We start from the raw sequence: 24,779 nt of genomic DNA, 5'->3' as shown, positions 1-24,779 counted from the left end.
CCCTTTCCAGCACCGTGCCAGTGCCATGACCGCGCCCGCCTCCGAAACGCCCCTTCTGTTCGTCACCGGGGGCGTCGTGTCCTCGCTGGGCAAGGGAATTTCCGCTGCGTCGCTCGCAGCGATTCTCGAAGCCCGCGGCCTGTCGGTGACAATGATGAAGCTGGACCCGTATCTGAACGTGGACCCGGGCACCATGAGCCCGTTCCAGCATGGCGAGGTCTATGTCACCGACGACGGTGCCGAGACCGATCTCGACCTTGGCCACTACGAGCGCTTCGTCAACACCCGCCTGTCCGGCCTCAATTCGATCACCACCGGCAAGATCTACGAGGCGGTGATCCGCAAGGAGCGCCGCGGCGACTATCTCGGTGGCACCGTGCAGGTGATCCCGCACGTCACCGACCAGATCAAGCTGTGCATCGACGCCGCGACGCGTGGCCATGACGTAGGCATCGTCGAGATCGGCGGCACCGTCGGCGATATCGAATCGCTGCCGTTCCTCGAAGCGATCCGCCAGCTGCGAATCGAACGTGGACCGGGCAAGGCGATGTTCATGCATCTGACCCTGGTGCCGTTCATCAAGGCGGCCGGCGAGCTCAAGACCAAACCGACCCAGCATTCGGTCAAGGAATTGCGCGGGATCGGTATTCAGCCGGATGTGTTGATGTGCCGCAGCGAGCATCCGCTGCCCGAGGGCGAGCGGCGCAAGATCGCGCTGTTCACCAACGTGCCGGAAAAGGCGGTGATTTCCGCCATCGATCTCGACAACATCCACAAGATTCCGCGCTGGCTGCACGCCCAGGGGCTGGACCAGCTGGTGGTGGAACAGCTCGGGCTGGCGGGCAAGGCGCGCGTCGTCGACCTGTCGGAATGGGATGCGGTAGTCGATGCCGCCGAGCACCCGCAGGACGAGGTGACGATTGCGGTGGTCGGCAAGTACATCGACCACAAGGACGCCTACAAATCGGTGGGCGAGGCACTCAAGCACGGCGGTCTGCGCCAGCGCACGCGGGTCAACCTGAAGTGGCTGGAGGCCGAGGACATCGAGCGTGAGGGGGCGGCGAAGCTGCTGGCGGGCGTGGATGGCGTGCTGGTGCCGGGCGGCTTCGGTGATCGCGGCTTTGACGGCAAGGTGCTGACCTCGAAATTCGCCCGCGAGACCCGGCTGCCGTACTTCGGCATCTGCTACGGCATGCAGGCGGCGGTGGTCGATGTGGCCCGCAACGTGGCCGGGCTGGAAGGCGCCAACAGCACCGAGAACGACCGCAACGCGGCGCATCCGGTGATCGGCCTGATCACCGAATGGCGCACCCAGAGCGGGGATCTGGAACAGCGCAGCGAGGAGTCGGACCTCGGCGGCACCATGCGCCTGGGCTTGCAGGAACAGCGGGTCAAGCCGGGCACGCTGGCGCACCGCCTGTACGGCAAGGACGTGGTCAGCGAGCGCCACCGCCATCGCTACGAATTCAACAATCGCTACCGCGTGCAACTGGAGCAGGCGGGGCTGGTGATTTCCGCCAAGTCGATGGACGATCTGCTGGTGGAGATGATCGAGCTGCCGCAGTCCGCGCATCCGTGGTTCCTGGCTTGTCAGGCCCACCCCGAATTCCTGTCTACCCCGCGCCACGGCCACCCGCTGTTCGTCGGCTTCGTGCGCGCAGCGCGCGAGCACAAGGCCGGCGGCAAGTTGCTGCGGGATGTGAGCGCATGACCCGGGACGGTCTTGGATTTTCCCCCCCGTTCGTCCTGAGCCCGGCGAAGGATGAACGGGTTGCGGCGGGTGCCGTTCATGGTTCGACAGGCTCACCACGAACGGAGTTGGGTGCACCACGAACGGAGTTGGACTCACCACGAACGGAGTCGGGTGCACGACAAACGGCAATGAGCACCCTACCCATGGAGATGGCGGCATGAAACTGTGCGGCTTCGAAGTCGGGCTCGACCAGCCCCTGTTCCTGATCGCCGGGCCCTGCGTGGTCGAATCCGAGCAGTTGCAGGTCGATACCGCTGGCACGCTCAAGGAAATCACCGGTCGGCTCGGGATTCCCTTCATCTTCAAATCCAGTTTCGACAAGGCCAACCGCACCTCGGTCCACAGCTTCCGCGGCCCCGGCATGGAAGAGGGTTTGCGGGTGTTGAGTGAGGTCAAGCGCCAGCTCGGCGTGCCGCTGTTGACCGACGTCCACGAATACACGCCGATGGACGAGGTGGCGGCGGTGGTCGACGTGCTGCAGACCCCGGCCTTCCTGGTGCGCCAGACCGATTTCATCACCAAGGTCTGCGCCACCGGCAAGCCGGTCAACATCAAGAAGGGCCAGTTCCTGTCGCCGTGGGACATGCAGCCGGTGGTGGAGAAAGCCAAGTCCACCGGCAACCAGCAGATCATGGTCTGCGAGCGCGGCGCCAGCTTTGGCTACAACAATCTCGTCAGCGACATGCGTAGCCTCGCGGTGATGCGGCAGACCGGCTGCCCGGTGGTATTCGACGCCACCCATTCGGTGCAACTGCCGGGCGGGCAGGGCAGTTCCAGTGGCGGCCAGCGCGAGTTCGTGCCGGTGCTGGCGCGCGCCGCGATCGCCGTGGGCGTGGCCGGGATCTTCATGGAAACCCACCCCGACCCGAGCAAGGCGCTGTCCGACGGCCCCAACGCCTGGCCGCTGGGCAAGATGGAAGCGCTGCTGGAAACCCTGCTTGAACTGGATCACGCAACCAAGCGCCACGGCCTGCTGGAGCAATCTCTTTGACCGCGAGCACCGAAACAGTTCGTTGCGAACCTGCTCCCGTTCGCGGTGAGCGCATTCCCGTTCGTGGTGAGCTTGTCGAACCATGAACGGAATCCGTCACAACCCGTTCATCCTTCGACAGGCTCAGGACGAACGGGTACATATGGAATCCGCAGAGCCTCACACCCACCATCGTTCGTGGTGAGCACATTCCCGTTCGTGGTGAGCACATTCCCGTTCGTGGTGAGCACATTCCCGTTCGTGGTGAGCTTGTCGAACCATGAACGACGTACCACCCGATGATTCCAGATCGAACAGCGACCGATTCCCCAACCCTCACCTGACATGCCCATGACCACGATCGCCTCCATCCACGCCCGCGAAATCCTCGACAGCCGCGGCAACCCCACCCTCGAGGCCGAAGTGGCGCTGGCCGACGGCAGTTTCGGTCGCGCCGCGGTGCCGTCGGGCGCGTCCACTGGCAGCAAGGAAGCGGTGGAACTGCGCGATGGCGACAAGACCCGCTACCTCGGCAAGGGCGTGAGCAAGGCCGTGGGCAATGTCAATGGCGCAATTGCCGATGCGCTCAAGGGCTTCGATGCCGCCGATCAGGCGGGTCTGGACCGGCGCCTGATCGACCTCGACGGCACCGAGAACAAGGGTCGCCTCGGGGCCAATGCGCTGCTGGGCGTGTCGCTGGCCGCCGCGCACGCGATGGCGGCATCGCGCAAGCAGGCGTTGTGGCAGTACCTGCTTGAGGTCAATGCTGCCGTCCATGGCGCAGCAATGTCGGCTCATGAAACCCCGGCCCGGCCATCCTTGGCCGGGCGCTCGCAGGAGCAGGCGTTGCCGATAGGGCAACGCCTGAGCGCTCCTGCTCTCCCGGTACCGATGATGAACATCATCAACGGCGGCGCGCACGCCGACAACAACGTCGACCTGCAGGAATTCATGGTGCTGCCGGTCGGCTTCGATTCGTTCTCCGAAGCCCTGCGCAGTGGCACCGAGATCTTCCACGCACTCAAATCCGTGCTGAAGGCACGTGGCCTGTCCACCGCGGTCGGTGACGAAGGCGGCTTCGCGCCTGATTTGCGCAGCAATGAAGAAGCGCTGGAGACCATCCTCGAGGCGATCGGCAAGGCCGGCTACAAGGCCGGTGAAGACGTGCTGCTGGGGCTGGATTGCGCGGCCAGCGAGTTCTTCGAGAACGGCAAGTACAACCTGACCGGCGAAGGCAAGCGCCTGAGCTCCGAGCAGTTCACCGACTTCCTCGCCAACTGGTGCGCGCAGTACCCGATCATCACCATTGAAGACGGCATGGCCGAGGACGATTGGGACGGCTGGAAGCTGCTGACCGACCGCTTGGGGAAGACGGTGCAATTGGTCGGCGATGACCTGTTCGTCACCAATCCGCGCATCTTCCAGGACGGCATCGCGCGTGGCGTCGGCAATGCCATCCTGATCAAGGTCAACCAGATCGGCACCTTGAGCGAAACCCTGGAGGCGATTGCGATGGCGGATGCCGCGAAATACGCGGCGATTGTCTCGCACCGCTCCGGCGAGACCGAGGACACCACGATTGCCGACATTGCGGTGGCGACCACCGCCACCCAGATCAAGACCGGCTCGCTGTGCCGCAGCGACCGCGTGGCCAAGTACAACCAGCTGCTGCGGATCGAACAGCAGCTCGGCAGCGCCGCGCGTTATGCCGGTCGCGCCGCGTTCGTGTCGCTGGCGCGCTGATCGGGCGAGTACATGAAGGCCTTTGCCGCCCTGGTGCTGCTGTTGCTGCTGTTGTTGGCAGGCTTGCAGTACAAACTGTGGTACGGCGATGGTGGGCAGGCGGAAGTCGCGGCCTTGAACGCCCAGGTCGAGGCGCAGCGCACCGAAAACGCCAGGTTGCAGGCGCGCAACGATGCCCTGGTGGCCGAAGTGGCCGACCTGAAATCGGGCGGCGAAGCGGTCGAGGAGCGCGCGCGCAGCGAGCTGGGCTTGGTGAAACCGGGCGAGACCTTTTATCGCGTGATCGATGGCGATACCGCCGCACCGGTGCAGCCCGAGGCCGCCACCGCTGCTACCGCCGCCGCTCGCGCCACCGCCACGGGCGAGCCCGTTCCGTGAGTTGGGCACTGGTGCCGGCAGCGGGCAGCGGGCGCCGCTTTGGTGGCGGGATTCCCAAGCAATATCTGCACGCGGTGGGCAAACCGCTGATCCAGCACGCGCTGGAGGCGCTGCTGGCGCATCCCGACATCGAAGGCGTCGTGGTGGCGCTGGCCGAAGGCGACCACCGCTGGCCGGGCTGGACGTGGCTGTGCGGCAAACCGGTGCTGACCTGCGTCGGTGGCGCCGAACGCGCCGATTCGGTGCTGGCCGCTGTGCAGGCATTGCCTGAAGCCGTGGAGGCGGACACCCTGTTGCTGGTGCACGACGCCGCGCGTCCGAACCTGCATCGCAACGACATCGACCGCCTGCTCGCCGCCGCGCATCTGTGTGCCGATGGCGCCATCCTCGCCGCGCCGGTGCGCGACACCCTCAAGCGTGGCGATGGCGAAGGCCATATCGTCGCCACCGCGCCGCGTGACGGTCTTTGGCGGGCATTGACGCCGCAGGCGTTTTGCCGTGACCTGCTGCAGCTTGCGCTGGGAGCCGCGCAGGACGACGGCATCGCCGTCACCGACGAGGCGATGGCGGTCGAACGCCTGGGCCGGCATCCGCAACTGGTCGAAGGCCGGGAAGACAACATCAAGGTAACGACCCCGGCGGATCTGGCGCTGGTGGAGTTTCTAATATCCAGGAATCTGTAGGCGCTCAACGCGGGGGCGCATTGTCTGAAGTCGCACCGCAGGGGCGCGACAGCAGGCGCGCAGGAAGCATCGCACCCCTGCGGGGCGCTCCTGCAGGGGCAGGACAGGAGACAGGCGTATGCAAATCAGGATCGGTCAGGGATTCGACGTCCACGCTTTCGGCACCGGCGACCACGTGATGCTCGGCGGGGTGCGGGTTGCGCACGCGCGCGGGGTCATGGCCCACAGCGACGGCGACGTGGTGCTGCATGCTCTGTGCGACGCCCTGCTCGGGGCGCTGGCGCTGGGCGACATCGGCCAGCATTTTCCGCCTTCCGATTCGCGCTGGAAGGGCGCCGACAGCCGCGCCTTCCTGCGTCATTGCGATGACCTGATCCGCGCACAGGGCTGGCAGGTAGGCAATTGCGACGTCACGGTGATCTGCGAGGCGCCGAAGATCGGGCCGCACGTTGCGGCCATCCGGGAAACGATTTCCACCATGCTTGGCATCGATGTGGATGCCGTCAGCGTCAAGGCCACCACCAGCGAACGCCTCGGTTTCACCGGCCGTGGTGAAGGCATCGCGGCGCAGGCGGTGTGCCTGTTGAGGCACCTTCTCCCTCCGGGAGAAGGTGGCGCGTAGCGCCGGATGAGGGTACGGAGTAGCGATGTTGATGAATCATTGCGATGTCACCCAACCCTCACCCCAACCCCTCTCCCGAGGTGAGAGGGGTGTTGAACTGCCGCGCGCCCACGGCGCGCCGGTCTTGGCGGCCGACATGCGCAGCAGTGATACGGATTTTTTCGTCGAGGAACTGCCGGGCTTTGACGCCAGCGGCGCCGGCGAGCACCTGCTGCTGACGGTCGAAAAACGTGGCATGAATACCGCATTTGCAGCAAAGCGCATCGCCGAATGGGCCGGCGTGGCGGAATCGGCGATTGGCTATGCCGGCCTGAAGGATCGCCATGCCGTCACGCGCCAGCGGTTTTCGGTGTGGATTCCGAAAAAAATCGCGCCCGAGATTGCGCAGCTCGAATCGGAGGAACTGCGCGTGCTTGAGCACTCCTGGCACGCGCGCAAATTGCCGCGCGGTGCGCTGGCCGGCAATCGCTTCGTGCTGACGCTGCGCAACGTGGCAGGCGAGCGTGCGCGGATCGAAGCGCGGCTGGCGGCGATCGCGGCGCGCGGGGTGCCCAATTATTTCGGCGAGCAGCGCTTCGGCCGCGATGCCGGCAATCTGCGCAAGGCGCTGGCAATGTTCGCCGGTCGCCGGGTGCGGCGCGAGGAGCGCAGCCTGCTGCTGTCGGCGGCGCGTTCGGAATTGTTCAACCGGGTGCTGGCCGCGCGGGTCGAATCAGGGCGATGGGACGCGGCGCAGGACGGCGAGGTGTGGATGCTGGACGGCAGCCACAGCGTGTTCGGGCCGGAGCCGCTGACGCCGGAGCTGTGCACGCGGCTGGACGCCTTCGACATCCATCCAACCGGCCCGCTGTGGGGCTGCGGCGAGCTGCGCAGCGCCGCGGCGGTACGCGAGATGGAGTGGGCCGCGTTGCAGGGGGATACCGCCAGCCGTCTGCGCGACGGTCTGGAGCGCGCCGACTTGAAGCAGGATCGACGTGCGCTGCGGCTGCGCCCTGAAACGTTGCGCTGGCGCTGGCCGGCGGCGGACGTGCTGGAGCTTGGCTTCAGCCTGCCGGCGGGCAGCTACGCTACCGTGGTGCTGGCGGAGTTGGGCGAGGTGGCCGACGTGGCCAGTCAGCGCGAACGGCCTGACGAAAACGCCGGGGCCCCTTGCGGAACCCCGGCGCCTTGAACCAGCGCAGCGGAACCGGCTCCGCTGCGTTTGGTTTGCCGATCAGGCCGGCTGTGCCAGCACCTGCGGAAGCGCGACGTTGGCCGGGTCCTTCGCCCGCGCATCCAGCGAGGCAAGGAAGCGCCAGACGAACAGCAGGGTGATCAGCAGCAGCCCCGGGTAGCCGATCCAAGCCAGGATGTAGGGCAGGGTCGGGTCGCCGGCACGCACGGATGCCAGGTTGAAGCTGAGCAGGCCGAACGTGATGATCGCACCGAAAATCCACATGCCCATCAGCCACAGCCCGGCCTCGTAGCCTTCCAGATAGCGGCTCCAGCGGCCCGGCGCATGGGCGACGGCCAGCGGGCCGGCATGCACGTCCGGGGCGGCAGCCGTGCTTTGTGCCGGTGCGCGCTTGCCCATGGTCATCAGGTCATAGACGATGATGCCGGTGCCGAACAGGAACACGGCGCCGAAGACCGGAACCAGGGCCTTGAAGAAATTCATCGCCGGGTAGACGTCACCGCCGAACCAGTCCAGGCTCAGGGTGCGGTAGATGAAGATCTGCGCGGTGCCGCCCATCGCGAAGGCGAACGCGATCCCCAGCATCCCGGTGAACACCAGCCAGAACGCGGTCTTGCCCAGGCGCTGGTCGAACTCCTTGATCCCGCGCATCACCGGAACGGCGAAGTAGGCGGCGGCGATGCCGAGCATGCCGAAGGTGCCGAACAGGGCCAGGTGGCCGTGCGCCGGGGTGATCCAGGTGCCGTGCGACCACACGTTGGTCAGGGCGAAGGTCATGGTGAAGCCGAGGATGCCGGCGCCCACCTGTTCGAGCACCACCGAACCGAGGATGAAGTAGAACGCCGGGGCATTCTTCAACGGCTTGCGGTCGTGGTGGGCGTCCAGATAGATGTGCCAGAAGCAGAACACCAGCGGCAATGGCTCCAGCGCGCTGAACAGCGAGCCCCAGAACTGCCAGAACTCCGGCGTGCCGATCCAGAAGTAGTGGTGGGCGTTGCCGATCAGGCCGGACAACCACACCAGCACCACGCCCCAGAACACCGCATAGCCCACGCTCTTGACGTTGGCGTCGAACAGCAGCACCAGCAGGAAGCCGATCAGGCTGATGTGGATGACTTCCCACACGCCTTCGACCCAGTAGTGCACCACGTACCAGCGGAAGTACTCGCTCAGGTCCTGGCGCTCGACGAAGAACATGCCGAACAGCCAGACGAAGGTGAGCGCAAGCACGCCGATGGCGAGGCCCCAGTGGATCTCGTTCCAGTCCTTGCGCGGCGGGAAGGTCCGCCAGACCACGTAGGCGAGGATCGAGAAGCCGATCAGGATCACCACGTCGGCGGCGCGCCCGGCTTCGAGGTATTCCAGACCTTCCTGGATCCACGGCTGCCCCATCCACCAGCCGGCGACGCCATCGGCGGCGAAGCCCTGCGAGATGAAGTTCCAGATCGTCACCGCGCACAGCGCATAGAACAGGAACTTGATCAGCGCCGGCGCGGCCAGCTCGCGCTTGGACATCAGCGGACCGACGAACAGGATCGTGCCGATGAAGCCGGCAAGGATCCACAGGATGCCGAGATTGAGGTGCTCGGCGCGGGCGATGTTGAAGTTGAGGGTCCCGGCCAGCAGGGTCGGATCAACGTGCTGCATGGCCAGGAGCAGGCCGAAGCCGACCTGGATGATGAACAGCACCGCCATGAGCATGAAGAAGCGCATGCTCAGACGCTGCGTCTGGTACTGGATCTGCATCACTGTCCACCTCCCTGCAGAGTGCGGATATAGGCCACGATGGCGGCGACCTGGTCGTCGGGAATCGTTGCGGCGTCGTAGGTCGGCATCAGGCCTGCGGTGTAGCCTGCGGGCACGCGGGCGTTCGGATTGCGGATCGATTCGGCCAGATAGGCCTCATCCGCGGTGACGGTGCTGCCATCAGCGAGCTTGACCGGATGACCGAACAGGCCGCCCCAGCCGGGCCCGACCTTCTTCGCCCCGTCCATCGCGTGGCAGGCGGTGCAGCCCATCTGGGTGGCAAGCTCCTTGCCCTGCGCTGCCGGATCGGCGGCGGCGGCCGGCGCGCCTGCTGCTGGCGTGGCGGCCGCGGCGGACGTCCCCGCCGCCTGCGGGAACGGCTTGGCCTGCGGGAAGCTCAGGCCGTCGACCTGCGGCTTCGGCGGCCAACCCATGGTGTTCATCGCCGAGGTGTACTTGAGGAAGGCGATCAGCTGCTTGACCTCGGTGCCGTTGATCGGCAGGTTCGGCATGTAGGTGTCATGGCCACCGCGGCGGGTGATGCGCTCGGCCGCGCCCGGGAACTGCTTGAGGTAGGCGTCCATGTCCTTGATGCCGGTGTCGGCCTGCTGGGCGGCGTCGGCCAGATGGACCTGGACGGCGGGCCGGGTGGGCCAGCCGCCGGCCGACGGCAGGAATGCCGCCAGCCACGCCGGACCGGCGTGCTCGTAGACGTTGGTCAGGTCGGGGCCGAAGTAGGCGCCGTTGCCGAGCAGGGTGTGGCAGCCCATGCAGTTGTAGGCCTGGAACACGCGCTTGCCCTGGACGGCGTCGAAGCCGGCGTAGTGCACCTGGTCGGGCGTCACCTGGTTGCGCGATTTGACGAACGAGGCAAACGACAGCAGCACGAAGATCACCGCCATCAGCAGCAGCGCGCCGAGCGCGCGGCCGCGCTTCTTACCCTCTTCGCAGGGTTGGCCGGGTGTGCAGGTCATGGCTGCCCCTCCGACGTGGTATTGGCGGCCTTGGCGGCCGCCTCGGCGTGCTCGATCGCGTCATGCTCGAACAGGGTGTGGAGCGCGCCGAGGAAGGCATAGAAGACGTAGATCGACAGCAGGAAGCCGCCGATGAAGTAGACCAGCCACATTTCCCTGGTCACGGCCCAGTAATTGAAGTCGCGCCAGAACGGCCACGACAAGGCCGTGGCGGCCACACTGGCAATGACGGACAGCCAGAAATCGACGGCGCGTTTGCGCATGCCCTGCTCCCGTATGGGTTGAGAAAGCCGTTGCGGCAAGCGCCCCGAAGAGGCCTTGCTGCAAGGACGTGCAACCCTAACAGTCAGCCGGCGTTCAGATGATTGACGCAGGTCAAGCGATCGCCTGTTGGGGCAGAGTGAGAAGCACTCTCAGGCGCGTCGGCCGGCGAGCAACACGGTCAGAACCAACGCGCCGCTGCCGCGCACAGCCTGGTATGCAATCACGGCATCGCGTTTTTCTAGCGCCCGTTCGATCGGATCGGCGTTGTCCGTCGCCGGGTCGTCTTCGTGCGCCGGAATTGGCAGCACGATCCGCACGCAGCCCAGCGATCGGGTTCGGCAGTCGTGCAGGAACCCGGTGATTTGTCGCTGTACGGACGCGCGCAATCGCGGGTCGGTGCGGAACTCGGCTTGAACCGCGAACGCGCCGTGGGCGAGTTGTTCCAGCAGCCGGGGCGGAACCCCGTCGCGTCGCCAGAGGCGGCCGTCGGGCTGCGCGGACGCGGCCAATTCCCGGAATTCCGCACGCGCCAGCTGCGCATCGCGTGCCGCCATCTTCGCCGCCGGAGCGGGTCGCGGCGGCGACGGCGGCAGCCCGGTTGCGGGCAACCGGCGCACCTCGCCGCGATCGGCTCCGATCGCTTCGCGGAACAGCCGGCCGCCATCACTGTCGTCGTGCTCTGGCATGGCCACAGCCTACCGCGATCCAGCGGCGCATCCGGTATCATGGGCACATGCACAGATTTTCGGGTTGCTAGGCGCCATGCGGGTACTCGTCAGCAACGACGACGGCGTCGACGCCCCCGGCATCCAGGTCCTTGCCCAAGGCCTGCGCGACGCCGGGCACGAGGTCGTGGTGGTGGCACCGGACCGCGACCGCAGCGGCGCCAGCAATTCCCTGACCCTGGATGCCCCGATCCGGGTCGTGCAGTGCGACCCGTGCACCTGGAAGGTCTACGGCACGCCCACCGACTGCGTCCACGTGGCGATCTCGGGGATGCTGGAAACCCTCGGACTGGAGCCGGATATCGTGGTCTCCGGGATCAACGATGCCGCCAACCTTGGCGACGACGTGATCTATTCGGGGACCGTGGCGGCGGCGATGGAGGGGCGCTTCCTCGGCCTGCCGGCGGTCGCGGTGTCGCTGGCGCCGGAGCACGGCGGGCGCGGCCGTCACTATGCCAGCGCGGCACGCGCGGCCGTGGCCATCATCGAACTGCTGCGGCGTGACCCGCTGCCGGCCAGCACCATCCTCAACGTCAATGTGCCGGACCTGCCCTGGGACGCGATTCGTGGTTTCGCCACCAGCCGGCTGGGGCATCGGAATCGGGCCGGCCCGTGCACCCCGCAGCAGGACCCGCGCGGGCGCCAATGGTGGTGGATTGGGTTTGCCGGCGATGAGCTGGACGCGGGGCCTGGCACCGATTTCCACGCGGTCCGCAGCGGCCAGATCGCGATCACGCCGATCCACGTGGATCTCACCCGTTATCAGGCGCTGGAACAGGTGGCGAAGTGGGTGGACGGCCTCGCGACTGCGCCCGTCCCGGAGCGGCAGGCATGATCGTGCCGCTGCGGCTGCGCCCGGCTGACGTCGGCATCGGGATGACCGGGCAGCGCGCCCGCGACCGCCTGATCGACGACCTGCGCGGCAGCGGGATTGCCGACGAGCGCGTCCTCAACGCGATCCGCACCGTGCCGCGGCATCGGTTCGTGGAGGAGGCGCTGGCCTCGCGCGCCTATGAGAACAACGCCCTGCCGATCGGCCACGGCCAGACCATTTCGCAACCCTGGGTGGTGGCGAAGATGACCGAAGCGCTGCTGAAAAACGCACCCAGGCGGGTGCTGGAGGTGGGCACCGGCTCCGGCTACCAGGCCGCGATCCTGGCGGCGCTGGGGCTGGATGTGTTCACCGTCGAACGGATCGGCGATTTGCTGCGCAGCGCGCGCAAGCGCTTCCGTGCCCTGGGCCTGCACGTGCGCAGCAAGCACGACGATGGCCGGATCGGCTGGCCGGAGGAAGCCCCGTTCGACGCCATCATCGTCACCGCGGCCGGCCCCGCCCTCGTCGATGCGCTGTTGGCGCAGCTTGCGCCGGGCGGGGTATTGGTGGCACCCGTCGGTGCATCCAGCGGCCAGGCCTTGCTGTGCCTGCGCAAGGATGCCGAGGGTGATGTCGCCAGCGAAGATCTGGGCGCGGTCAGCTTCGTGCCGCTGCTGTCGGGCGTGGTGGATCGGTGAAGCTGTTCGCGCCGCTGTATGCCCGCGCCATCGCCTGGTCGCGGCACAAGCGCGCGCCGACCCTGCTCGGCGTTCTCAGTTTCGCCGAGGCGATCATTTTCCCGATCATGCCCGAGATCATGCTGGCGCCGATGTGCCTGGCGCAGCCCAAGCGCGGCTTCCGCTTCGCCAGCATCAGCCTGGCTTCTTCCCTGCTCGGCGCAGTGATTGGCTATCTGCTTGGCCACTATGCCTATGAACTGGTCCGGCCCGCGCTGGACGGTTTGGGTTGGCTCGAACACATCGATGCCGAAGTGATGCGCCTGCGCGAGATCACCGCGCAGTCGCCTTGGAAGGCGTTCTGGCTGCTGGTGATCGGCGGTTTCGCGCCGATCCCGATGAAGGTGTTCACCTGGGCCAGCGGCGTGGTCGGGGTGCCGATGCTGCCATTCCTGCTGAGCATGGCGATCGGCCGCGGCAAGCGCGTGTACCTGCTGGCACTGGCGATCCGGCTTGGCGGCGAGCGCGCCGAGCGCGCCTTGCAGCGCTGGATCGAACCGATCGGCTGGGTGGCGCTGTTGTTGCTGGTCGGGATCGTCGTTTGGTTGCTGTTGCCCGGAGCTGCGGCATGATGGCGGGCATGCACCTGCGCGGGATTCTGGTTGTGCTGCTGGTGGGCCTGCTGGTGGCGTGCGGCCACAGCCGGGTGGTGCGTGAACCGCGCCACGGATCGTCGCGGGTCGGGTCGGGGCCGGTGCGGGTCTCGCAGCCGCGCTATGGCGCCACCGCCGTGGTGAAGCCGGGGCAGACCGTGTACCGGATCGCCACCGAGAACGGCATCACCGCGCTCGATCTCGCGTTGTGGAACGACATCGCGCCGCCGTACACGATCTACCCCGGCCAGCGCCTGCGCCTGTATCCACGCGATGGTCGGGCGAACGCTGCGCCGCGCAGCAGCCGCGCGTCCGCGCCACACCCACCGGCATCGAGGACGACTCCAGCGCCCGCGTCGACCCGCGCACCCGAGGCGCCGATCGCCGGTGCTCCCGCCTGGCGCTGGCCCACTGACGGCAGCGTGCTGTCGGGCTTTGCGGCGGGCGACCCGACCCGCCAGGGCGTGGATATCGGCGGTCGCGAAGGCCAGCCGGTGCGCGCCGCCGCCGACGGCGTGGTGGTGTATTCGGGCTCGGGCCTGGTCGGCTATGGCGAACTGGTGATCATCAAGCACAATGACCAGTGGCTGACCGCTTACGGCCACAACCGCGCCCGATTGGTGAACGAGGGGACGCGGGTGAAGGCGGGCGACCCGATCGCCGAAATGGGCCACAGCGGCGCGGCCCGCGACATGCTGCATTTCGAAATCCGCTACGACGGCAAACCGGTCGACCCGCAGGCCTATCTGCCGCGCCGCTGAGGCCTGCGGGCCAGCCTGCACGCCGCCCGCAAATCGCGGCGCGGGCGCTGCTACCATTTGCCCATGACCAGCGGCGATGACCCCAAGCAATCGGCCAGCCCGACCGGCTATGCGGAGAAGTCCAGGGACGGGCTGGCCGAAACCACCTGCCCGAAATGCGGCTCGTCGCAGGTCGTGCAGCATCCGGTGACCGGCGAGTGGACGTGCCAGTATTGCCGTGCCAAGTGGACCGCCACCCAGACTCCGGTGGTCTCGGTCGATGACGAAAACGCCGCGCGCGGGGACGATATCGCCGAGGGCCGGGTGTTCGTCTGCCCGAACTGCGGCGGCACCCAGCTCAAGCAGGACGGCTATACCGGCAAATGGATGTGCCAGGACTGCCGCAACGAATTCCTCGATGTCGATGCGCGGATGGTGGTCGTCGATTCCGCCGCCGTGGTTCGCAAGAACGATCTCGTCATCGATACCGCGAATTTGATGAACGATGCGCAAGAAGCCGATCTGCTGGCGTATTTCCGCTCGATCGAGTCGAAGATCGTGGTCGCGGTGGAGACCGTCAATACCATCACCGAGAACGTCGAGTATTACGCCCGTCGCCGTGCCCAGGAACTCGGCGTCGGTCGCGATGACATCGACAACGGCCTCTTCATCCTGGTCGTGCTGAATCCGCGCCGGATCCAGATCGTCGCCGGCAATGGCGTCGCGCGCAAGGTGAGTTCGGGCAATCTCAATGCCGTTTCCAGCCAGTTCATCGCCCCGAAATTCAAGCGGGCCGACTACAAGGCAGGGCTCAAGGCCGGGGTGGCGGAGATCCTGCGGCTTTACACGTTGCCGATGGGGCCGCGTGCCATGCACGCAGCGATGGAGCCAAAAAAAACGGTAGGCAAGACTGGCTGCATGATCGTGCTGGCCGTGCTGGTGTCCATCATCGGCGGCTGCTTTGGACTCGTAAGCTGGCTCGACAAGCAGCCGTACCACAAGTACACCAAGGTGACCGCGCAGGCCTTGGCTTGCGTCGATCACTACTACGTTTACAACGAAGAATCGAAAACCCACCGGCTGGCGTCGAAGACGGTGGTTCCGGCCGGCAACTGCGAGCACGAGGAACTGACCTCCAGCACGTGCAGCCAGGAGTACTACACCACTTACGAGACCGTCGATTGGCGCAAGGTGGCATTGAGCAGTCGCATCGTTCCCGGCGATTTCTGCTCAAGCAGCAGCGACAGCAGCAGTTACAGCAGCAGCGATAGCAGCAGTAGCAGCAGCGATAGCGGCAGCTCCTACGGCGGCGGCGACTTCGACTCCGGCTCCAGCGGCGGTTCCGACTGGTAGCGTGGAACGCGATGGTGCGCTGGACTCAGCGCACCGCGCGCAGGGTCAACTCCATCTCGTCCTTGCCGTCCTTGCGCTGCAGGATCCGCGCCGGGGTGGGCAGCCCGGCCACGATCCAGACGATGACCTGCTTGCGGTCGTCGCCGCGCATGACCTTGGTGGCGGTGCGCGGCTGGCCGGCGACGGTGATCTGCTCGGTGCCCAGCACGCGGTAGCTCTGAGCGCGCGCCGAGCCGTTGTCCACCAGCCGGTAGTTCAGTGGCCGGTTGGCCGTCACATCGCGCACGATCGCCAGATTCAGCAGCATCCCGTCCATGTCGCCGTCACGCAGCGGGACCGGGCCGGCGCGGTCGGGCTTCACGTTGCCGCTCCAACGCGCTTCCAGCCGAGTCCAGTCGTAGGTCGTTTCGATCCGCGATTTCTTGAACAACACCTGCACCGTATCCACGCCCGACAGCGGGCGAAAGCTGCCGTCGCGCTCATCGAACAGGGTCATCTGGCGCGCGCTGCCGAGCCGGTTGCTGATGCTCAGCTCGTAGCGCCAGCGGTCGCCACCGGCGCTGCTCAGGGTGATCTTGGCGTCGGCCTGCACGCCCTTCCAACTGGCGTCGTAGTCGGCGCTGAATGGCTGGATCGCCCAGGCAGGCAGGCAGGCGAGCAACAGCAGGAGGGCGGCGGTGATGCGAAAGGATTTCATCGGGAATGGGCTTCGATGCGTGACGAATGGGCGCGGAGCGCCGTCATGAATGGGCGAACTCTAGCCGCAGCGGGGTGTACGCGGGATGACCGTCCAGCAGCGGCTGACCGTCCTGTTCGCCGAGTCGGCCCGCGGCCAGCATGCGCAGGACCTCCACATACAGGGGGTGTTCGACCTTCAGCACGCGCGCGGCGAGGGATTCTGCATCGTCTCCCGGCAGCACCGGCACCCGCGCCTGCGCGAGTACCGCGCCGCCGTCCAGCTCGGCATTGACCAGATGCACGCTGGCGCCGTGCTCGCCGTCACCGGCCTCGAGGGCGCGCTGGTGGGTGTGCAGGCCCTTGTACTTCGGCAGCAAGGAGGGATGGATGTTGAGGATGCGCGCCGGGAAGCGTTCGACGAAGGCCGCGCCGAGGATGCGCATGTAGCCGGCGCAGACGATCCAGTCCGGTGCGACGGTGGCGATGGCATCGGCCAGCGCGGTATCGAAGGCCTCGCGATTGGCGAAGTCCTTGACCCGGCGCGACCAGCGCAGCGGGGCGGGGACGCGGTGCAGCGCCTGCGCAGCGGGCTGGTCGGAAAACACGCCGACCACCTGCGCATCCAGCGTGCCGACGGCAATCGCATCGAGGATGGCTTGCAGGTTGCTGCCACGCCCCGAGGCGAGGATGGCGAGGCGCAGCGTCATCAGCGGATCCGCAGGCGCTCGCCATCGCGCGCGGGCGTCACCTGGCCGATCTGCCAGTGCGCGAGGCCGAGTCGGCTCAGGTCAGCCGAGATGGCGGAGGCCGCTGCCGGATCGACCATCAACACATAGCCAATGCCGCAGTTGAAGGTGCGCCACATTTCCTCGCGGGCGACGCCGCCTTCGCGTTGCAGCCAGTCGAACACCGGTGGCAGCGGCCACGCCGAGGTATCGATGTCGAGGCCAAGCGGCGCCGGCACCACGCGGATGATTTTCTCGACCAGCGCGCCGCCGGTGACGTGGGCCATGGCGTGGATTGGAAAGTCCGCACAGGGATGTGCGGGCTCTTGCGAGGGATTCGCATGATTGTATTTGGCGAGGAGCTCGAGCACCGGTTTGACGTAGATCCGGGTGGGCGCCATCAGCGCATCGGCCAGGGTCACGCCGCCGAGATCGAGGTCGAGCCCGCCGTTGTCGGCGCTGGCACCGGCGCGCGCGAGGATCTTGCGGATCAGCGAATAGCCGTTGGAATGTGGGCCACTGGACGCAATCCCGATCAGCACGTCACCGGCGCGCAGCATGGACGAATCGATGAGCTTCGATTTTTCCACCGCACCGACGGTGAAGCCGGCGAGGTCGTACTCGCCCGGCGGGTACATGTCCGGCATCTCGGCGGTTTCGCCGCCGATCAGCGCGCAGCCGGCGATCTCGCAGCCCTTGGCAATCCCGCCGACCACGTTCACCGTGGTCTCGACGTCGAGCTTGCCGGTGGCGAAATAATCGAGGAAGAACAGCGGCTCGGCGCCCTGCACCAGCACGTCGTTGACGCACATCGCGACCAGGTCCTGGCCGATGCTGTCATGGCGATTCAGTTGCTTGGCAAGAATGAGCTTGGTGCCCACGCCATCGGTGCCGGACACCAGCACCGGTTCCCGGTAGCGGCCGGACAGGTCGAACAGCCCGCCAAACAAGCCCACCCCGCCCAGCACTTCCGGGCGCAGCGTACGCCGCACCAGGGGCTTGATGCGCTCGACGACGGCGTTGCCGGCATCGATGTCGACACCGGCATCGCGGTAGGTGAGGCCGGTCGTGGATGGCGTCGAAGGAAGCGTCACGGCGATTCCGCTGCGTGCGAGCAAAGGGCTGCAATTCTAACAGCCGGGCGCCGGCGTTGCCCGATCAGTGCCTTTGACGGAACGCTGCCATCGCCGGTCGTCGCTGCCATTCAATCCCCGAACGGGGAAAACTCACCACCGAACAATGGAGTCGGGTTCGAATACAGGATCAGCCTTGCGTCCCGACAGCCTGCGACCCACAAAACCCGCATCACTGCGGGCATTGCGGTTGGCCACGAGGTCAGTCGCGCTCGCACGATCATCCCGCCAGCAACGCATCCAGTTGCTTGAATTGCTCGGGCAGGGCTTCGGCCGAGCCGGCGAGGGCTTGGTCGAGGGCCTCCTTGCTGGGGTAGCGCTCGTGCAGGGTGACCCGGGTTTGCTCGCCGTCGGCTTCGAAGCTCACCGTGGTCACCGCGCCCTGGTCGCTTTCCTCGTTGGTCCAGACCAGGCGCAGGTTCGGGGTCACTTCGACATAGCTGCCGAAGAACGCCATCGGCTGTTCGAATATTGGATGCTGGAAGACGAGGCGATAACGACCACCGGTGCGGATGTCCATCTCGCAGGAGATCAGGCGCAGGCCGGCCGACGCCGGGACCCACCAGCGCTGGAACAGTTCCGGCTTGCTCCAGGCGTCGAACACGATGTGCAGCGGGGCATTGAAGGTGCGCGTCACCACCAGCTCGCAGTCGGACTTGCGCGCCACGGCGGTGGGGTTGCCGGCGCTGGCGCTAAATTCGGGTTCGCGTTGCATCTGCCTTCTCCTTGCGTTTCAGTTGCTCGACCAATGCGTCGAGGGCATCGAAGCGTGTGCTCCAGAGTTGTTGGTGGCGCGCGATCCAGGCGGCTTCGTCCTGCAATCGGCGTTGCCCGAGCGTGCAGGTGCGGACGCGCCCGACTTTCCGGGTGGCCACCAGTCCCGCCTGCTCCAGCACGCTGACGTGCTTCTTCATGCCGGTGAGGGTCATCTGGAAGCGTTGCGCGAGCTCGCTGATCGAGGCATCCGACCTGCCGAGCTGCTCCAGCACGCCGCGGCGGGTGCCATCCGAGAGCGCCGCGAAGGTGGAATCGAGGTGGGCTTGATACTGAACCATGAGGTTCACTGTAAGGCACGCATGGAGAGGCGACAACTGCCTGCCGATGGACGCCACCGCCCGCCTGCGGCACCATTTGCCGATTGGTCGCAGGTTTTGGCAGGGAGCGGTGATGCACGCGAGGTCGCAAACGGTGAATCGGTGGTGGCTGGGCCTGCTGGTGGCGGCGCTGGGCCTGCTGTGGGCCGGCAGCGCGCTGGCGCAGCGCACCGAGGGCGATCGTGCGGTGGCGCAGGGCGCCTACGAGGCCGAGGTTCCGGTGCGCAATCAGACCGACGCGGAGCGCAAGAAAGGCCTGGCGGCAGCGTTGGCGCAGGTGCTGGTCAACATGACCGGCGATCGCGCGGCGCTCGCGCGCGGCGGCGTGCGCGAAGAACTGGCTGACGCCGACAGCTACGTCGAAAGCTACGACTACCGGCAGGACGAAGGCGTCGGCTCGGCCGGCGCGCCGAGCTACCAGACCAAGCTGGTAGTGCGGTTCAAGCAGGATGCGGTGAACGATCTGATCGACCTGCTGGGCTTGCCGAGTTGGCCGCAGCCCCGGCCCAAGCCGGTGCTGTGGCTGGCGATCGACGATGGCAGCGGGCCGCGGCTGGTGGGGCTGGGACAGGCCAACGCCGCACGTTCGGTGCTGGACCAGGCCCGCGCCCGCGGTTATGCCCTTGGCCTGCCGTCCGGCGATGCCGCCGAACAGGCGGCGGTGGGCGCGATCTGGCGCGGCGACACCACGGCGGTGGCCGCACTGTCGCGGCGCTACAGCCCGCCGATCCAGCTGCTCGGGAAAATGCGCAAGACCCCCGGGCAGTGGCAGGTGGACTGGATCCTCGTGGATGGCGGCAAGGTCCTGAACCGCTGGCAGACCAGCAGTGCCGACGCGCGCCGGGCCATGGCCGGCGGCGCCGACGGGGCCGCCGATGCGCTGTATCGGCGCTATGCGCGGGCCGGCAGCGGCGGGAGCGGCGGCACCTTCCGGGTGCAGATTGCCGGCCTGCGCGATGCCGACGACTACCTGCGGGTGGCCGGTTATCTGGGTGGCATCTCGATCGTCAGGCGAATTTCCCCGGTGCTGGCCACCCCGGATCAACTCGACCTCGAGCTCGAGTTGAGCACCGGGATCGCCAATTTCTCCCGCTATGTCGGGCGTGGCAGCGTGCTGGTCGCGGTTCCCGCCGACCCGTCGACGGGTGATACCGGCGGGTCGACGCGTTTTCGGCTGGCCGGAGGTTGAAGCATGTCGAAGGAAGATGACCTGGCAACGATCGCGGGCTTTTTCCGGCGCTTGCAGTGGGGCGCGCTGGCTGTCGGCCTGGTCTGGGTGATCTGGCTGTTGACCCCGGTGCTGGTCCCGTTCGCGTTCGCGGCCTTGCTCGCCTGGATGGGCGATCCGATGGTGGACCGTCTCGAGCGTCGCAAAGTCGGTCGCAATACCGCCGTGATCCTGGTGTTTGCCGCCATCATCCTGATCCTGGTGCTCGTCCTCCTGTTGCTCATTCCTATCCTTGAACAGCAGATCACGACCCTGTTCGTCTCGGTGCCCAGCTATCGCGACTGGTTCCTCGGCACCCTCGTGCCCTGGTTCGAAAAGCGCACCGGCATGCAGTTGCACGTCTGGCTGGACACCGAGCACCTGCTTGCCCTGCTGCGCGAGCACTGGCAGAGCGCCGGTGGGTTCGCCGCGGTGGCGCTGGGCTATGTGTCGAAGTCCAGCTTCGCCCTGATCGGCTGGCTGGTGAACATCGTGCTGCTGCCGGTGCTGACCTTCTTCTTCCTGCGCGACTGGGATCTGATCGTCGGCCGCGTGGGTTCGCTGGTGCCGCGCGACCACTACGCCACCGTCAAGCGGCTGGCGCTCGAATCGGATGCGGTGCTGGGCGGCTTCCTGCGCGGCCAGCTGCTGGTCATGCTGATCCTCGGCATCCTGTACGGCGTCGGGCTGTGGGCCGTCGGGCTCGACCTCGGCATCCTGATCGGCCTGGTCGGCGGGGTGCTGACCTTCGTGCCGTATCTGGGCCCGGCGTCGATCATCGTGCTGGGTGGACTGGCCGCGCTGGTCCAGTTCGGCGATTGGCAGCATCTGGCCGGGGTCGCGGTGGTGTTCAGCATCGGCCAGATCATCGAAAGCTACATCCTGACGCCGAAGCTGGTCGGCGACCGGATCGGCCTGCACCCGATGGCGGTGATCTTCGCGGTGATGGCCGGCGGCGTGCTGTTCGGTTTCCTCGGCATGCTGCTGGCGCTGCCGGTGGCGGCGGTGGCCAACGTGCTGCTGCGCTACGCCCAGGAACGCTATCGCCGCAGCGGGCTGTATGCGGGCGATACGCCGGTGATCCTGCTGGATGCCGAAGGCTTCGTCGGCGTGCCGGACGAAGCCGCCCCGGAGGCTGCGAGCGTCGCTGCGGGTGATCGTGAGCCCGGTCCGGATCAGCGCCAAGGTGAAAATGACGCCTCCTGACGTGGAAGCGATCGGTTCGCAGCTCCCGCTGGCGCTGCGCGCGCCGCCTGACCAGCGCTTCGAGCGCTTCGTCGCGGCGCCGACGGGGTTGCTTGACCAGCTGCGCGCGCTGGCGCTCGGGCGCCATGTCGACCCGATCTTCCTGTCCGGCCCGCATTCCAGCGGCAAGACCCACCTGCTGCTGGCGGCCTGCGCAGAAGCCGAGGCGGCCGGCCGGCGCACGGTCTATCTGTCCCTGCGCGGTTTGCGCGGACGCGTGGGCGAGGCGCTGCAAGACGTCGCGGCCGAGCTGGTGGCGCTGGACGATCTGGATGCGGTAGCCGGGGAGCGCATCGACGAAATCGCCCTGTTCGATCACCACAACGCCCAGCGTGATGCCGGGCGCGGCAGCCTGTACGCCGCGATCGAGGCGCCTGACGCGCTGCCACTGGCACTGCCCGACCTGCGCTCGCGGTTGGCGCAGTGCGCCCGCTGGCAGTTGCCGACGCTGGACGATGCCGGCCGCGCGCGGATGCTGCGCGCACGCGCCACCGCCCGCGGGCTGGATTTCGACGCCGCCGCACTGGACTGGATGCTGCAACGCTGCAGCCGCGATCCGGGCAGCCTCGCCGCCCTGTTCGAGCGGCTCGATCACGCATCGCTGGTGGCCAAGCGGCGGCTGACGGTGCCGTTTTTGCGCCAGGTGCTGGGGCCGGAACTGGGGTAGGCGCGCCTTCCCTGGCGCGCTGGAATGCCGTTGAAGCCGGCCCTCCCCAGGCTCTCCGCTGCCTGCGCTCAGAACTGGAAGCGCAGACCCAGATTCACGCTGTCCCGACGCTGGCTGGCGTCGGCAAACCGGCCGCTGTAGCCGATCCATCCCGACAGGTTGGGGCTGAAGTCGCAGCCCAGCCCGAGGTCCACGCTGGCCCAGTTGCGATCCGGGCTGTAGCCCTGCAATGCGAAACTGCCCGCCATGCTGACCAGACCGGCGCTGACCAGGCGCGGATCCGCCTTGGCATCGTGGTGCCAGGCGATGCGTGCGTAGGGATACAGGGTCTTGCTGCCGGAGGGCAGGCGCGCCGCCAACTGCCAGCCGAGACTGCCGATCATCGCCTGGCGCTGCTGGCGGCCGAACCACATGGCGGTGGATGCGTTGCCCGCTTCCGCATGACCGTCGATGCGGATGCGCTGCCAGCTCAGATCGGCGAACGGTCCGGTTTTCCACGTCCCCATGTCGAACCACCAACCGCCGGTCAACGTCAGCGCCGCCTGGGTGCCGGAGGTGTCACCGCGCTCGCGCCGCAGATCCGGGCCGATCGCGACATTGCGATGGATGTCGCGGAAGCGCAGCTGGCCATAGCTGGCGGCGATGCCCGCAAATGCGTGTTCCGAACGCCAGGCCAGATAGCCGGTGCCGAGGGTGTCATCGAGCCGGAAGCCGCCGGCATTGCCGGCAAACGCATCGCGCTGCCGGCCCAGGCTCACGGCCAGGCCGGCCGTCAGCGTCGGGCTGGCCTGGATGTCGGCACCGATGCTCAGGGTATTGGATTCGGCGCGGTTGGCCGGCGAATTCACCTGTGCATCGAAGCGATCGCGCATATGGCTGAAACGGATCCACGGACGCCACCCGGAGGAGGCATCCGCAGTCCGGAGCAGGGCCTGATCCAGTGCCCCATGTTGCACGTCGTTGCCGAATTGCAGCGGCGCCTCGCCCAGCAGCGACATCTGTCCGGGCGCTATCACTATGGATTGTGCGTACTGCGCCAGCATCTTGTGCGCGGCGGTGCCGGGGTGGCCGAAATCCGCGAACAGATACGTCATCTCGGTGCCCAACGCATAGGTGTAGGGCATGCCGGAGCCTTGCGGCCCGCAGTCCACCGCCAGCGAGCCAGCGCCGCAGGCTGCATCGGTGACATTGCCCAGGCCGTAGCGCGACGGGTCGGCGACGAATTCGCTGAACAGCCCGAACGTATTGACCGGAATCACGTTGAGCCCGGTATTCCCCAGCCCGGCGTTGAGCGCGTCGTTGTAGATCCGGGTCATTTCGGTGAGCTGTGCGGCCACATCGGGGCCCAGCGCGACGATGTCGGGCGACAGCCCTAGATCGGGCAGGTTGAACACCATCACGTAGCGCGCGCCGGCCTGCTCCAGCTGGTGGAGCATGTCGAGTTCGGCCTGCGCATCCAGCTTGAGATTGGCGGCGGCTTCTTCCGGGGTCAGCAGCCCCATTCCCACCGAGGTGAAGTTGGTGAACACGTCATTGGCGCCGCCGACGATCGTGTACAGCGTCCTCGGGTCGGCCTTGCCACCGTTGGCCTGCAGGCTCATCGCCAGCTGCTCGGGCAGCGAGGGCACGCCGGGCGAGGGTTCACGAACGCTGGCGAAGGCAAACGCGTAATTGCCGCCGCCTTGTTCCGATGCCGCCAGCGGCATGCCGAAGTAGTGGGCGAAGTATTCCACCGCCACCAGACCCGGATTGGTGGTGAAGCGCGATGCTTCCGGATAGCCCATGGCGAGCGAGAAATTGCCGCCATCGCTGAAACTGTCGCCATACACCACCATGTTGTCGAACAGGCCGGCATAGGGCGAGTTGGCCGGCGTGGCGGACTGCGCCTGCGCGGCGGGGCTGGCGATCGCCAGTGCGGTCGGGATGGCTATACTCGCCAATGCCGTGGCGATGGAGGTTTTGCGGTGTTTCATCGTGATTTCCTCGATGGCGGGGCGACTTGGGTGTCCTCCCTCACAGGGCAAAGGCGCAAGCCGAGGCCGAAAGTGGCCATCGCCGGTGAAATTTCCCGTGGGCGCGCCGCGGAGGCAGGCCGTGGCTGATCCAGCGGCCGACGTCACCGGGTTGCTGAAAGCCTGGACCGGCGGCGACGAGGCGGCGCTGGCCGCGCTGACCGAGCAGGTGTACGCCGAACTGCACCGGATCGCCCACCGCCACATGCGCGCCGAGCGCAAGCCGGACACCCTGCAAACCACCGCATTGGTCAACGAAGCCTACCTGCGGCTGACCAATGCGGCGGCCGTCGACTGGCGTGACCGGGCGCAGTTTTTCGCCGTGGCCGCGCAGATGATGCGGCGGATCCTGGTGGACGCCGCACGCGCCCGGGACGCCGACAAGCGCGGGGCGGGCGTCGTGCACGTGATGCTGGACGAGGCGGCGCTGGTGCCGGAAACGCCGGATCCGACCCTGCTGGCCCTGGATGACGCGCTGACCGCGTTTGCACAGGTGGCGCCGCGCCAGGCCAAGGTGGTCGAGTTGCGCTATTTTGGCGGCTTGGGCGAGGACGAAGTGGCCGCGCTGCTGGAGGTGTCGCCGCGCACGGTGCGGCGCGATTGGGATCTGGCCAAGGCCTGGCTGCTGCGGGAATTGCGCGGGGAGATTTGATTCAGGGATGCGCTGGAAAATCAGCGTTGCCTTGGCCGGTCAAGCGTGACCGCCGGCGCCGGAACGATCGCCGGAACAACCTGTTCAGACCTTTCTT

Annotated in this window: 26 protein-coding genes; 16 read left to right on the top strand and 10 right to left on the bottom strand. The window is 67.0% G+C overall.

The genetic code is table 11. The features are described 5' to 3' along the window. Positions 1-25: 25 nt before the first annotated feature. The 7 genes from M9902_RS03815 to truD all read left to right on the top strand — a co-directional run bounded on the left by M9902_RS03815 (position 26) and on the right by truD (position 7,320). A complete protein-coding gene (locus M9902_RS03815; protein WP_297172098.1) occupies positions 26-1,711 on the top strand; it encodes a CTP synthase in 1,686 nt (561 codons plus the stop codon). A gap of 199 nt (positions 1,712-1,910) precedes the next feature. Further along, entirely contained in the window at positions 1,911-2,744 is an 834-nt protein-coding gene (gene kdsA / locus M9902_RS03810) for a 3-deoxy-8-phosphooctulonate synthase (RefSeq protein ID WP_297221253.1), read from the top strand. Between the two features lie 330 nt (positions 2,745-3,074). Continuing rightward, positions 3,075-4,466: a phosphopyruvate hydratase gene (eno, locus tag M9902_RS03805; RefSeq protein ID WP_297221252.1), complete on the top strand. Its 1,392-nt coding sequence runs from the start codon at positions 3,075-3,077 to the stop codon at positions 4,464-4,466. A gap of 12 nt (positions 4,467-4,478) precedes the next feature. Further along, positions 4,479-4,844: a cell division protein FtsB gene (gene ftsB / locus M9902_RS03800; protein ID WP_297172091.1), complete on the top strand. Its 366-nt coding sequence runs from the start codon at positions 4,479-4,481 to the stop codon at positions 4,842-4,844. Beyond that, positions 4,841-5,527, top strand: a complete 687-nt coding sequence (ispD, locus tag M9902_RS03795) for a 2-C-methyl-D-erythritol 4-phosphate cytidylyltransferase (protein ID WP_297172087.1) — start codon at positions 4,841-4,843, stop codon at positions 5,525-5,527. Before ftsB ends, ispD begins: the two co-directional genes overlap by 4 nt. Before the next feature lie 118 nt (positions 5,528-5,645). Next, positions 5,646-6,149: a 2-C-methyl-D-erythritol 2,4-cyclodiphosphate synthase gene (gene ispF / locus M9902_RS03790; protein ID WP_297221251.1), complete on the top strand. Its 504-nt coding sequence runs from the start codon at positions 5,646-5,648 to the stop codon at positions 6,147-6,149. Between the two features lie 31 nt (positions 6,150-6,180). After that, on the top strand, positions 6,181-7,320 hold the full coding sequence (gene truD, locus M9902_RS03785; protein WP_297221333.1) for a tRNA pseudouridine(13) synthase TruD: 1,140 nt from the start codon (positions 6,181-6,183) through the stop codon (positions 7,318-7,320). A 42-nt stretch (positions 7,321-7,362) separates the two neighbouring features. Here the strand turns inward: truD and M9902_RS03780 are convergent, their stop codons facing one another. The 4 genes from M9902_RS03780 to M9902_RS03765 form a co-directional block, all read right to left on the bottom strand. Beyond that, positions 7,363-9,069, bottom strand: a complete 1,707-nt coding sequence (locus tag M9902_RS03780; RefSeq protein ID WP_297221332.1) for a cbb3-type cytochrome c oxidase subunit I — start codon at positions 9,067-9,069, stop codon at positions 7,363-7,365. After that, positions 9,069-10,043, bottom strand: a complete 975-nt coding sequence (locus M9902_RS03775) for a cytochrome c (RefSeq protein WP_297221250.1) — start codon at positions 10,041-10,043, stop codon at positions 9,069-9,071. Before M9902_RS03775 ends, M9902_RS03780 begins: the two co-directional genes overlap by 1 nt. Continuing rightward, positions 10,040-10,306: a hypothetical protein gene (locus M9902_RS03770; RefSeq protein WP_297221249.1), complete on the bottom strand. Its 267-nt coding sequence runs from the start codon at positions 10,304-10,306 to the stop codon at positions 10,040-10,042. The genes M9902_RS03775 and M9902_RS03770 overlap by 4 nt, the downstream gene beginning before the upstream one ends. 150 nt (positions 10,307-10,456) lie before the next feature. After that, the gene (locus M9902_RS03765) at positions 10,457-10,993 is read right to left on the bottom strand and encodes a hypothetical protein (RefSeq protein WP_297221248.1); all 537 of its coding nucleotides are present in this window, start codon (positions 10,991-10,993) and stop codon (positions 10,457-10,459) included. Positions 10,994-11,069: 76 nt separating this feature from the next. On the opposite strand from M9902_RS03765, the gene surE reads away from it, so the two are divergent. From surE to M9902_RS03740, 5 genes are all read left to right on the top strand, one after another. Continuing rightward, positions 11,070-11,867, top strand: coding sequence for a 5'/3'-nucleotidase SurE (gene surE, locus M9902_RS03760; RefSeq protein ID WP_297172072.1), 798 nt, complete (start codon positions 11,070-11,072; stop codon positions 11,865-11,867). Beyond that, positions 11,864-12,544 carry a protein-L-isoaspartate(D-aspartate) O-methyltransferase gene (locus tag M9902_RS03755; RefSeq protein WP_297221247.1) on the top strand — a complete coding sequence of 227 codons (681 nt, stop codon included), beginning with the start codon at positions 11,864-11,866 and terminating at the stop codon, positions 12,542-12,544. The genes surE and M9902_RS03755 overlap by 4 nt, the downstream gene beginning before the upstream one ends. Further along, entirely contained in the window at positions 12,541-13,155 is a 615-nt protein-coding gene (locus M9902_RS03750) for a YqaA family protein (protein WP_297172066.1), read from the top strand. Before M9902_RS03755 ends, M9902_RS03750 begins: the two co-directional genes overlap by 4 nt. Next, positions 13,152-13,937 carry a peptidoglycan DD-metalloendopeptidase family protein gene (locus M9902_RS03745; protein ID WP_297221246.1) on the top strand — a complete coding sequence of 262 codons (786 nt, stop codon included), beginning with the start codon at positions 13,152-13,154 and terminating at the stop codon, positions 13,935-13,937. The genes M9902_RS03750 and M9902_RS03745 overlap by 4 nt, the downstream gene beginning before the upstream one ends. A 63-nt stretch (positions 13,938-14,000) precedes the next feature. After that, positions 14,001-15,269: a TPM domain-containing protein gene (locus tag M9902_RS03740; protein ID WP_297221245.1), complete on the top strand. Its 1,269-nt coding sequence runs from the start codon at positions 14,001-14,003 to the stop codon at positions 15,267-15,269. Positions 15,270-15,294: 25 nt separating this feature from the next. Here M9902_RS03740 and M9902_RS03735 read toward each other — a convergent pair whose 3' ends face one another. The 5 genes from M9902_RS03735 to M9902_RS03715 form a co-directional block, all read right to left on the bottom strand. Further along, positions 15,295-15,966, bottom strand: a complete 672-nt coding sequence (locus tag M9902_RS03735; protein ID WP_297221244.1) for a DUF3108 domain-containing protein — start codon at positions 15,964-15,966, stop codon at positions 15,295-15,297. A 43-nt stretch (positions 15,967-16,009) separates the two neighbouring features. Continuing rightward, entirely contained in the window at positions 16,010-16,654 is a 645-nt protein-coding gene (purN, locus tag M9902_RS03730) for a phosphoribosylglycinamide formyltransferase (protein WP_297221243.1), read from the bottom strand. Continuing rightward, positions 16,654-17,766: a phosphoribosylformylglycinamidine cyclo-ligase gene (purM, locus tag M9902_RS03725; protein WP_297221242.1), complete on the bottom strand. Its 1,113-nt coding sequence runs from the start codon at positions 17,764-17,766 to the stop codon at positions 16,654-16,656. The genes purN and purM overlap by 1 nt, the downstream gene beginning before the upstream one ends. 259 nt (positions 17,767-18,025) lie before the next feature. Next, a complete protein-coding gene (locus tag M9902_RS03720) occupies positions 18,026-18,520 on the bottom strand; it encodes an SRPBCC family protein (protein WP_297172047.1) in 495 nt (164 codons plus the stop codon). Continuing rightward, positions 18,498-18,917: a metalloregulator ArsR/SmtB family transcription factor gene (locus M9902_RS03715; RefSeq protein ID WP_297221241.1), complete on the bottom strand. Its 420-nt coding sequence runs from the start codon at positions 18,915-18,917 to the stop codon at positions 18,498-18,500. The genes M9902_RS03720 and M9902_RS03715 overlap by 23 nt, the downstream gene beginning before the upstream one ends. Positions 18,918-18,972: 55 nt before the next feature. On the opposite strand from M9902_RS03715, the gene M9902_RS03710 reads away from it, so the two are divergent. From M9902_RS03710 to hda, 3 genes are read left to right on the top strand one after another with little or no spacing between them, the layout of a single operon-like run. Next, positions 18,973-20,088 carry a DUF2066 domain-containing protein gene (locus tag M9902_RS03710; RefSeq protein WP_297172041.1) on the top strand — a complete coding sequence of 372 codons (1,116 nt, stop codon included), beginning with the start codon at positions 18,973-18,975 and terminating at the stop codon, positions 20,086-20,088. A gap of 3 nt (positions 20,089-20,091) precedes the next feature. Continuing rightward, positions 20,092-21,312, top strand: coding sequence for an AI-2E family transporter (locus M9902_RS03705; protein ID WP_297172038.1), 1,221 nt, complete (start codon positions 20,092-20,094; stop codon positions 21,310-21,312). Then, positions 21,299-22,018 carry a DnaA regulatory inactivator Hda gene (hda, locus tag M9902_RS03700; RefSeq protein WP_297221240.1) on the top strand — a complete coding sequence of 240 codons (720 nt, stop codon included), beginning with the start codon at positions 21,299-21,301 and terminating at the stop codon, positions 22,016-22,018. Before M9902_RS03705 ends, hda begins: the two co-directional genes overlap by 14 nt. 68 nt (positions 22,019-22,086) lie before the next feature. On the opposite strand, the gene M9902_RS03695 is transcribed toward hda, so the two are convergent. Continuing rightward, complete coding sequence (locus M9902_RS03695) at positions 22,087-23,991, bottom strand: autotransporter domain-containing protein (protein ID WP_297221239.1); 1,905 nt, start codon at positions 23,989-23,991, stop codon at positions 22,087-22,089. Positions 23,992-24,112: 121 nt separating this feature from the next. On the opposite strand from M9902_RS03695, the gene M9902_RS03690 reads away from it, so the two are divergent. Next, positions 24,113-24,682, top strand: coding sequence for a sigma-70 family RNA polymerase sigma factor (locus M9902_RS03690; RefSeq protein WP_297221238.1), 570 nt, complete (start codon positions 24,113-24,115; stop codon positions 24,680-24,682). Positions 24,683-24,779 lie beyond the last annotated feature (97 nt).

Source organism: Thermomonas sp., from assembly GCF_023953935.1.
Classification (GTDB): Bacteria; Pseudomonadota; Gammaproteobacteria; order Xanthomonadales; family Xanthomonadaceae; genus Thermomonas.
Note: the sequence above shows the minus strand (reverse complement) of the source record. Positions and strands in the feature narration are given on the sequence as shown.

What these genes read in the sequence shown, in the direction of transcription:
- M9902_RS03815 (WP_297172098.1), top strand. Translation starts at nt 26, where the DNA reads ATGACCGCGCCCGCCTCCGAAACGCCCCTTCTGTTCGTCACCGGGGGC.
- kdsA (WP_297221253.1), top strand. Translation starts at nt 1,911, where the DNA reads ATGAAACTGTGCGGCTTCGAAGTCGGGCTCGACCAGCCCCTGTTCCTG.
- eno (WP_297221252.1), top strand. Translation starts at nt 3,075, where the DNA reads ATGACCACGATCGCCTCCATCCACGCCCGCGAAATCCTCGACAGCCGC.
- ftsB (WP_297172091.1), top strand. Translation starts at nt 4,479, where the DNA reads ATGAAGGCCTTTGCCGCCCTGGTGCTGCTGTTGCTGCTGTTGTTGGCA.
- ispF (WP_297221251.1), top strand. Translation starts at nt 5,646, where the DNA reads ATGCAAATCAGGATCGGTCAGGGATTCGACGTCCACGCTTTCGGCACC.
- truD (WP_297221333.1), top strand. Translation starts at nt 6,181, where the DNA reads ATGAATCATTGCGATGTCACCCAACCCTCACCCCAACCCCTCTCCCGA.
- M9902_RS03780 (WP_297221332.1), bottom strand. Translation starts at nt 9,069, where the DNA reads ATGCAGATCCAGTACCAGACGCAGCGTCTGAGCATGCGCTTCTTCATG.
- M9902_RS03775 (WP_297221250.1), bottom strand. Translation starts at nt 10,043, where the DNA reads ATGACCTGCACACCCGGCCAACCCTGCGAAGAGGGTAAGAAGCGCGGC.
- M9902_RS03770 (WP_297221249.1), bottom strand. Translation starts at nt 10,306, where the DNA reads ATGCGCAAACGCGCCGTCGATTTCTGGCTGTCCGTCATTGCCAGTGTG.
- M9902_RS03765 (WP_297221248.1), bottom strand. Translation starts at nt 10,993, where the DNA reads ATGCCAGAGCACGACGACAGTGATGGCGGCCGGCTGTTCCGCGAAGCG.
- surE (WP_297172072.1), top strand. Translation starts at nt 11,070, where the DNA reads ATGCGGGTACTCGTCAGCAACGACGACGGCGTCGACGCCCCCGGCATC.
- M9902_RS03755 (WP_297221247.1), top strand. Translation starts at nt 11,864, where the DNA reads ATGATCGTGCCGCTGCGGCTGCGCCCGGCTGACGTCGGCATCGGGATG.
- M9902_RS03745 (WP_297221246.1), top strand. Translation starts at nt 13,152, where the DNA reads ATGATGGCGGGCATGCACCTGCGCGGGATTCTGGTTGTGCTGCTGGTG.
- M9902_RS03740 (WP_297221245.1), top strand. Translation starts at nt 14,001, where the DNA reads ATGACCAGCGGCGATGACCCCAAGCAATCGGCCAGCCCGACCGGCTAT.
- M9902_RS03735 (WP_297221244.1), bottom strand. Translation starts at nt 15,966, where the DNA reads ATGAAATCCTTTCGCATCACCGCCGCCCTCCTGCTGTTGCTCGCCTGC.
- purN (WP_297221243.1), bottom strand. Translation starts at nt 16,654, where the DNA reads ATGACGCTGCGCCTCGCCATCCTCGCCTCGGGGCGTGGCAGCAACCTG.
- M9902_RS03720 (WP_297172047.1), bottom strand. Translation starts at nt 18,520, where the DNA reads ATGCAACGCGAACCCGAATTTAGCGCCAGCGCCGGCAACCCCACCGCC.
- M9902_RS03710 (WP_297172041.1), top strand. Translation starts at nt 18,973, where the DNA reads ATGCACGCGAGGTCGCAAACGGTGAATCGGTGGTGGCTGGGCCTGCTG.
- M9902_RS03705 (WP_297172038.1), top strand. Translation starts at nt 20,092, where the DNA reads ATGTCGAAGGAAGATGACCTGGCAACGATCGCGGGCTTTTTCCGGCGC.
- hda (WP_297221240.1), top strand. Translation starts at nt 21,299, where the DNA reads ATGACGCCTCCTGACGTGGAAGCGATCGGTTCGCAGCTCCCGCTGGCG.
- M9902_RS03695 (WP_297221239.1), bottom strand. Translation starts at nt 23,991, where the DNA reads ATGAAACACCGCAAAACCTCCATCGCCACGGCATTGGCGAGTATAGCC.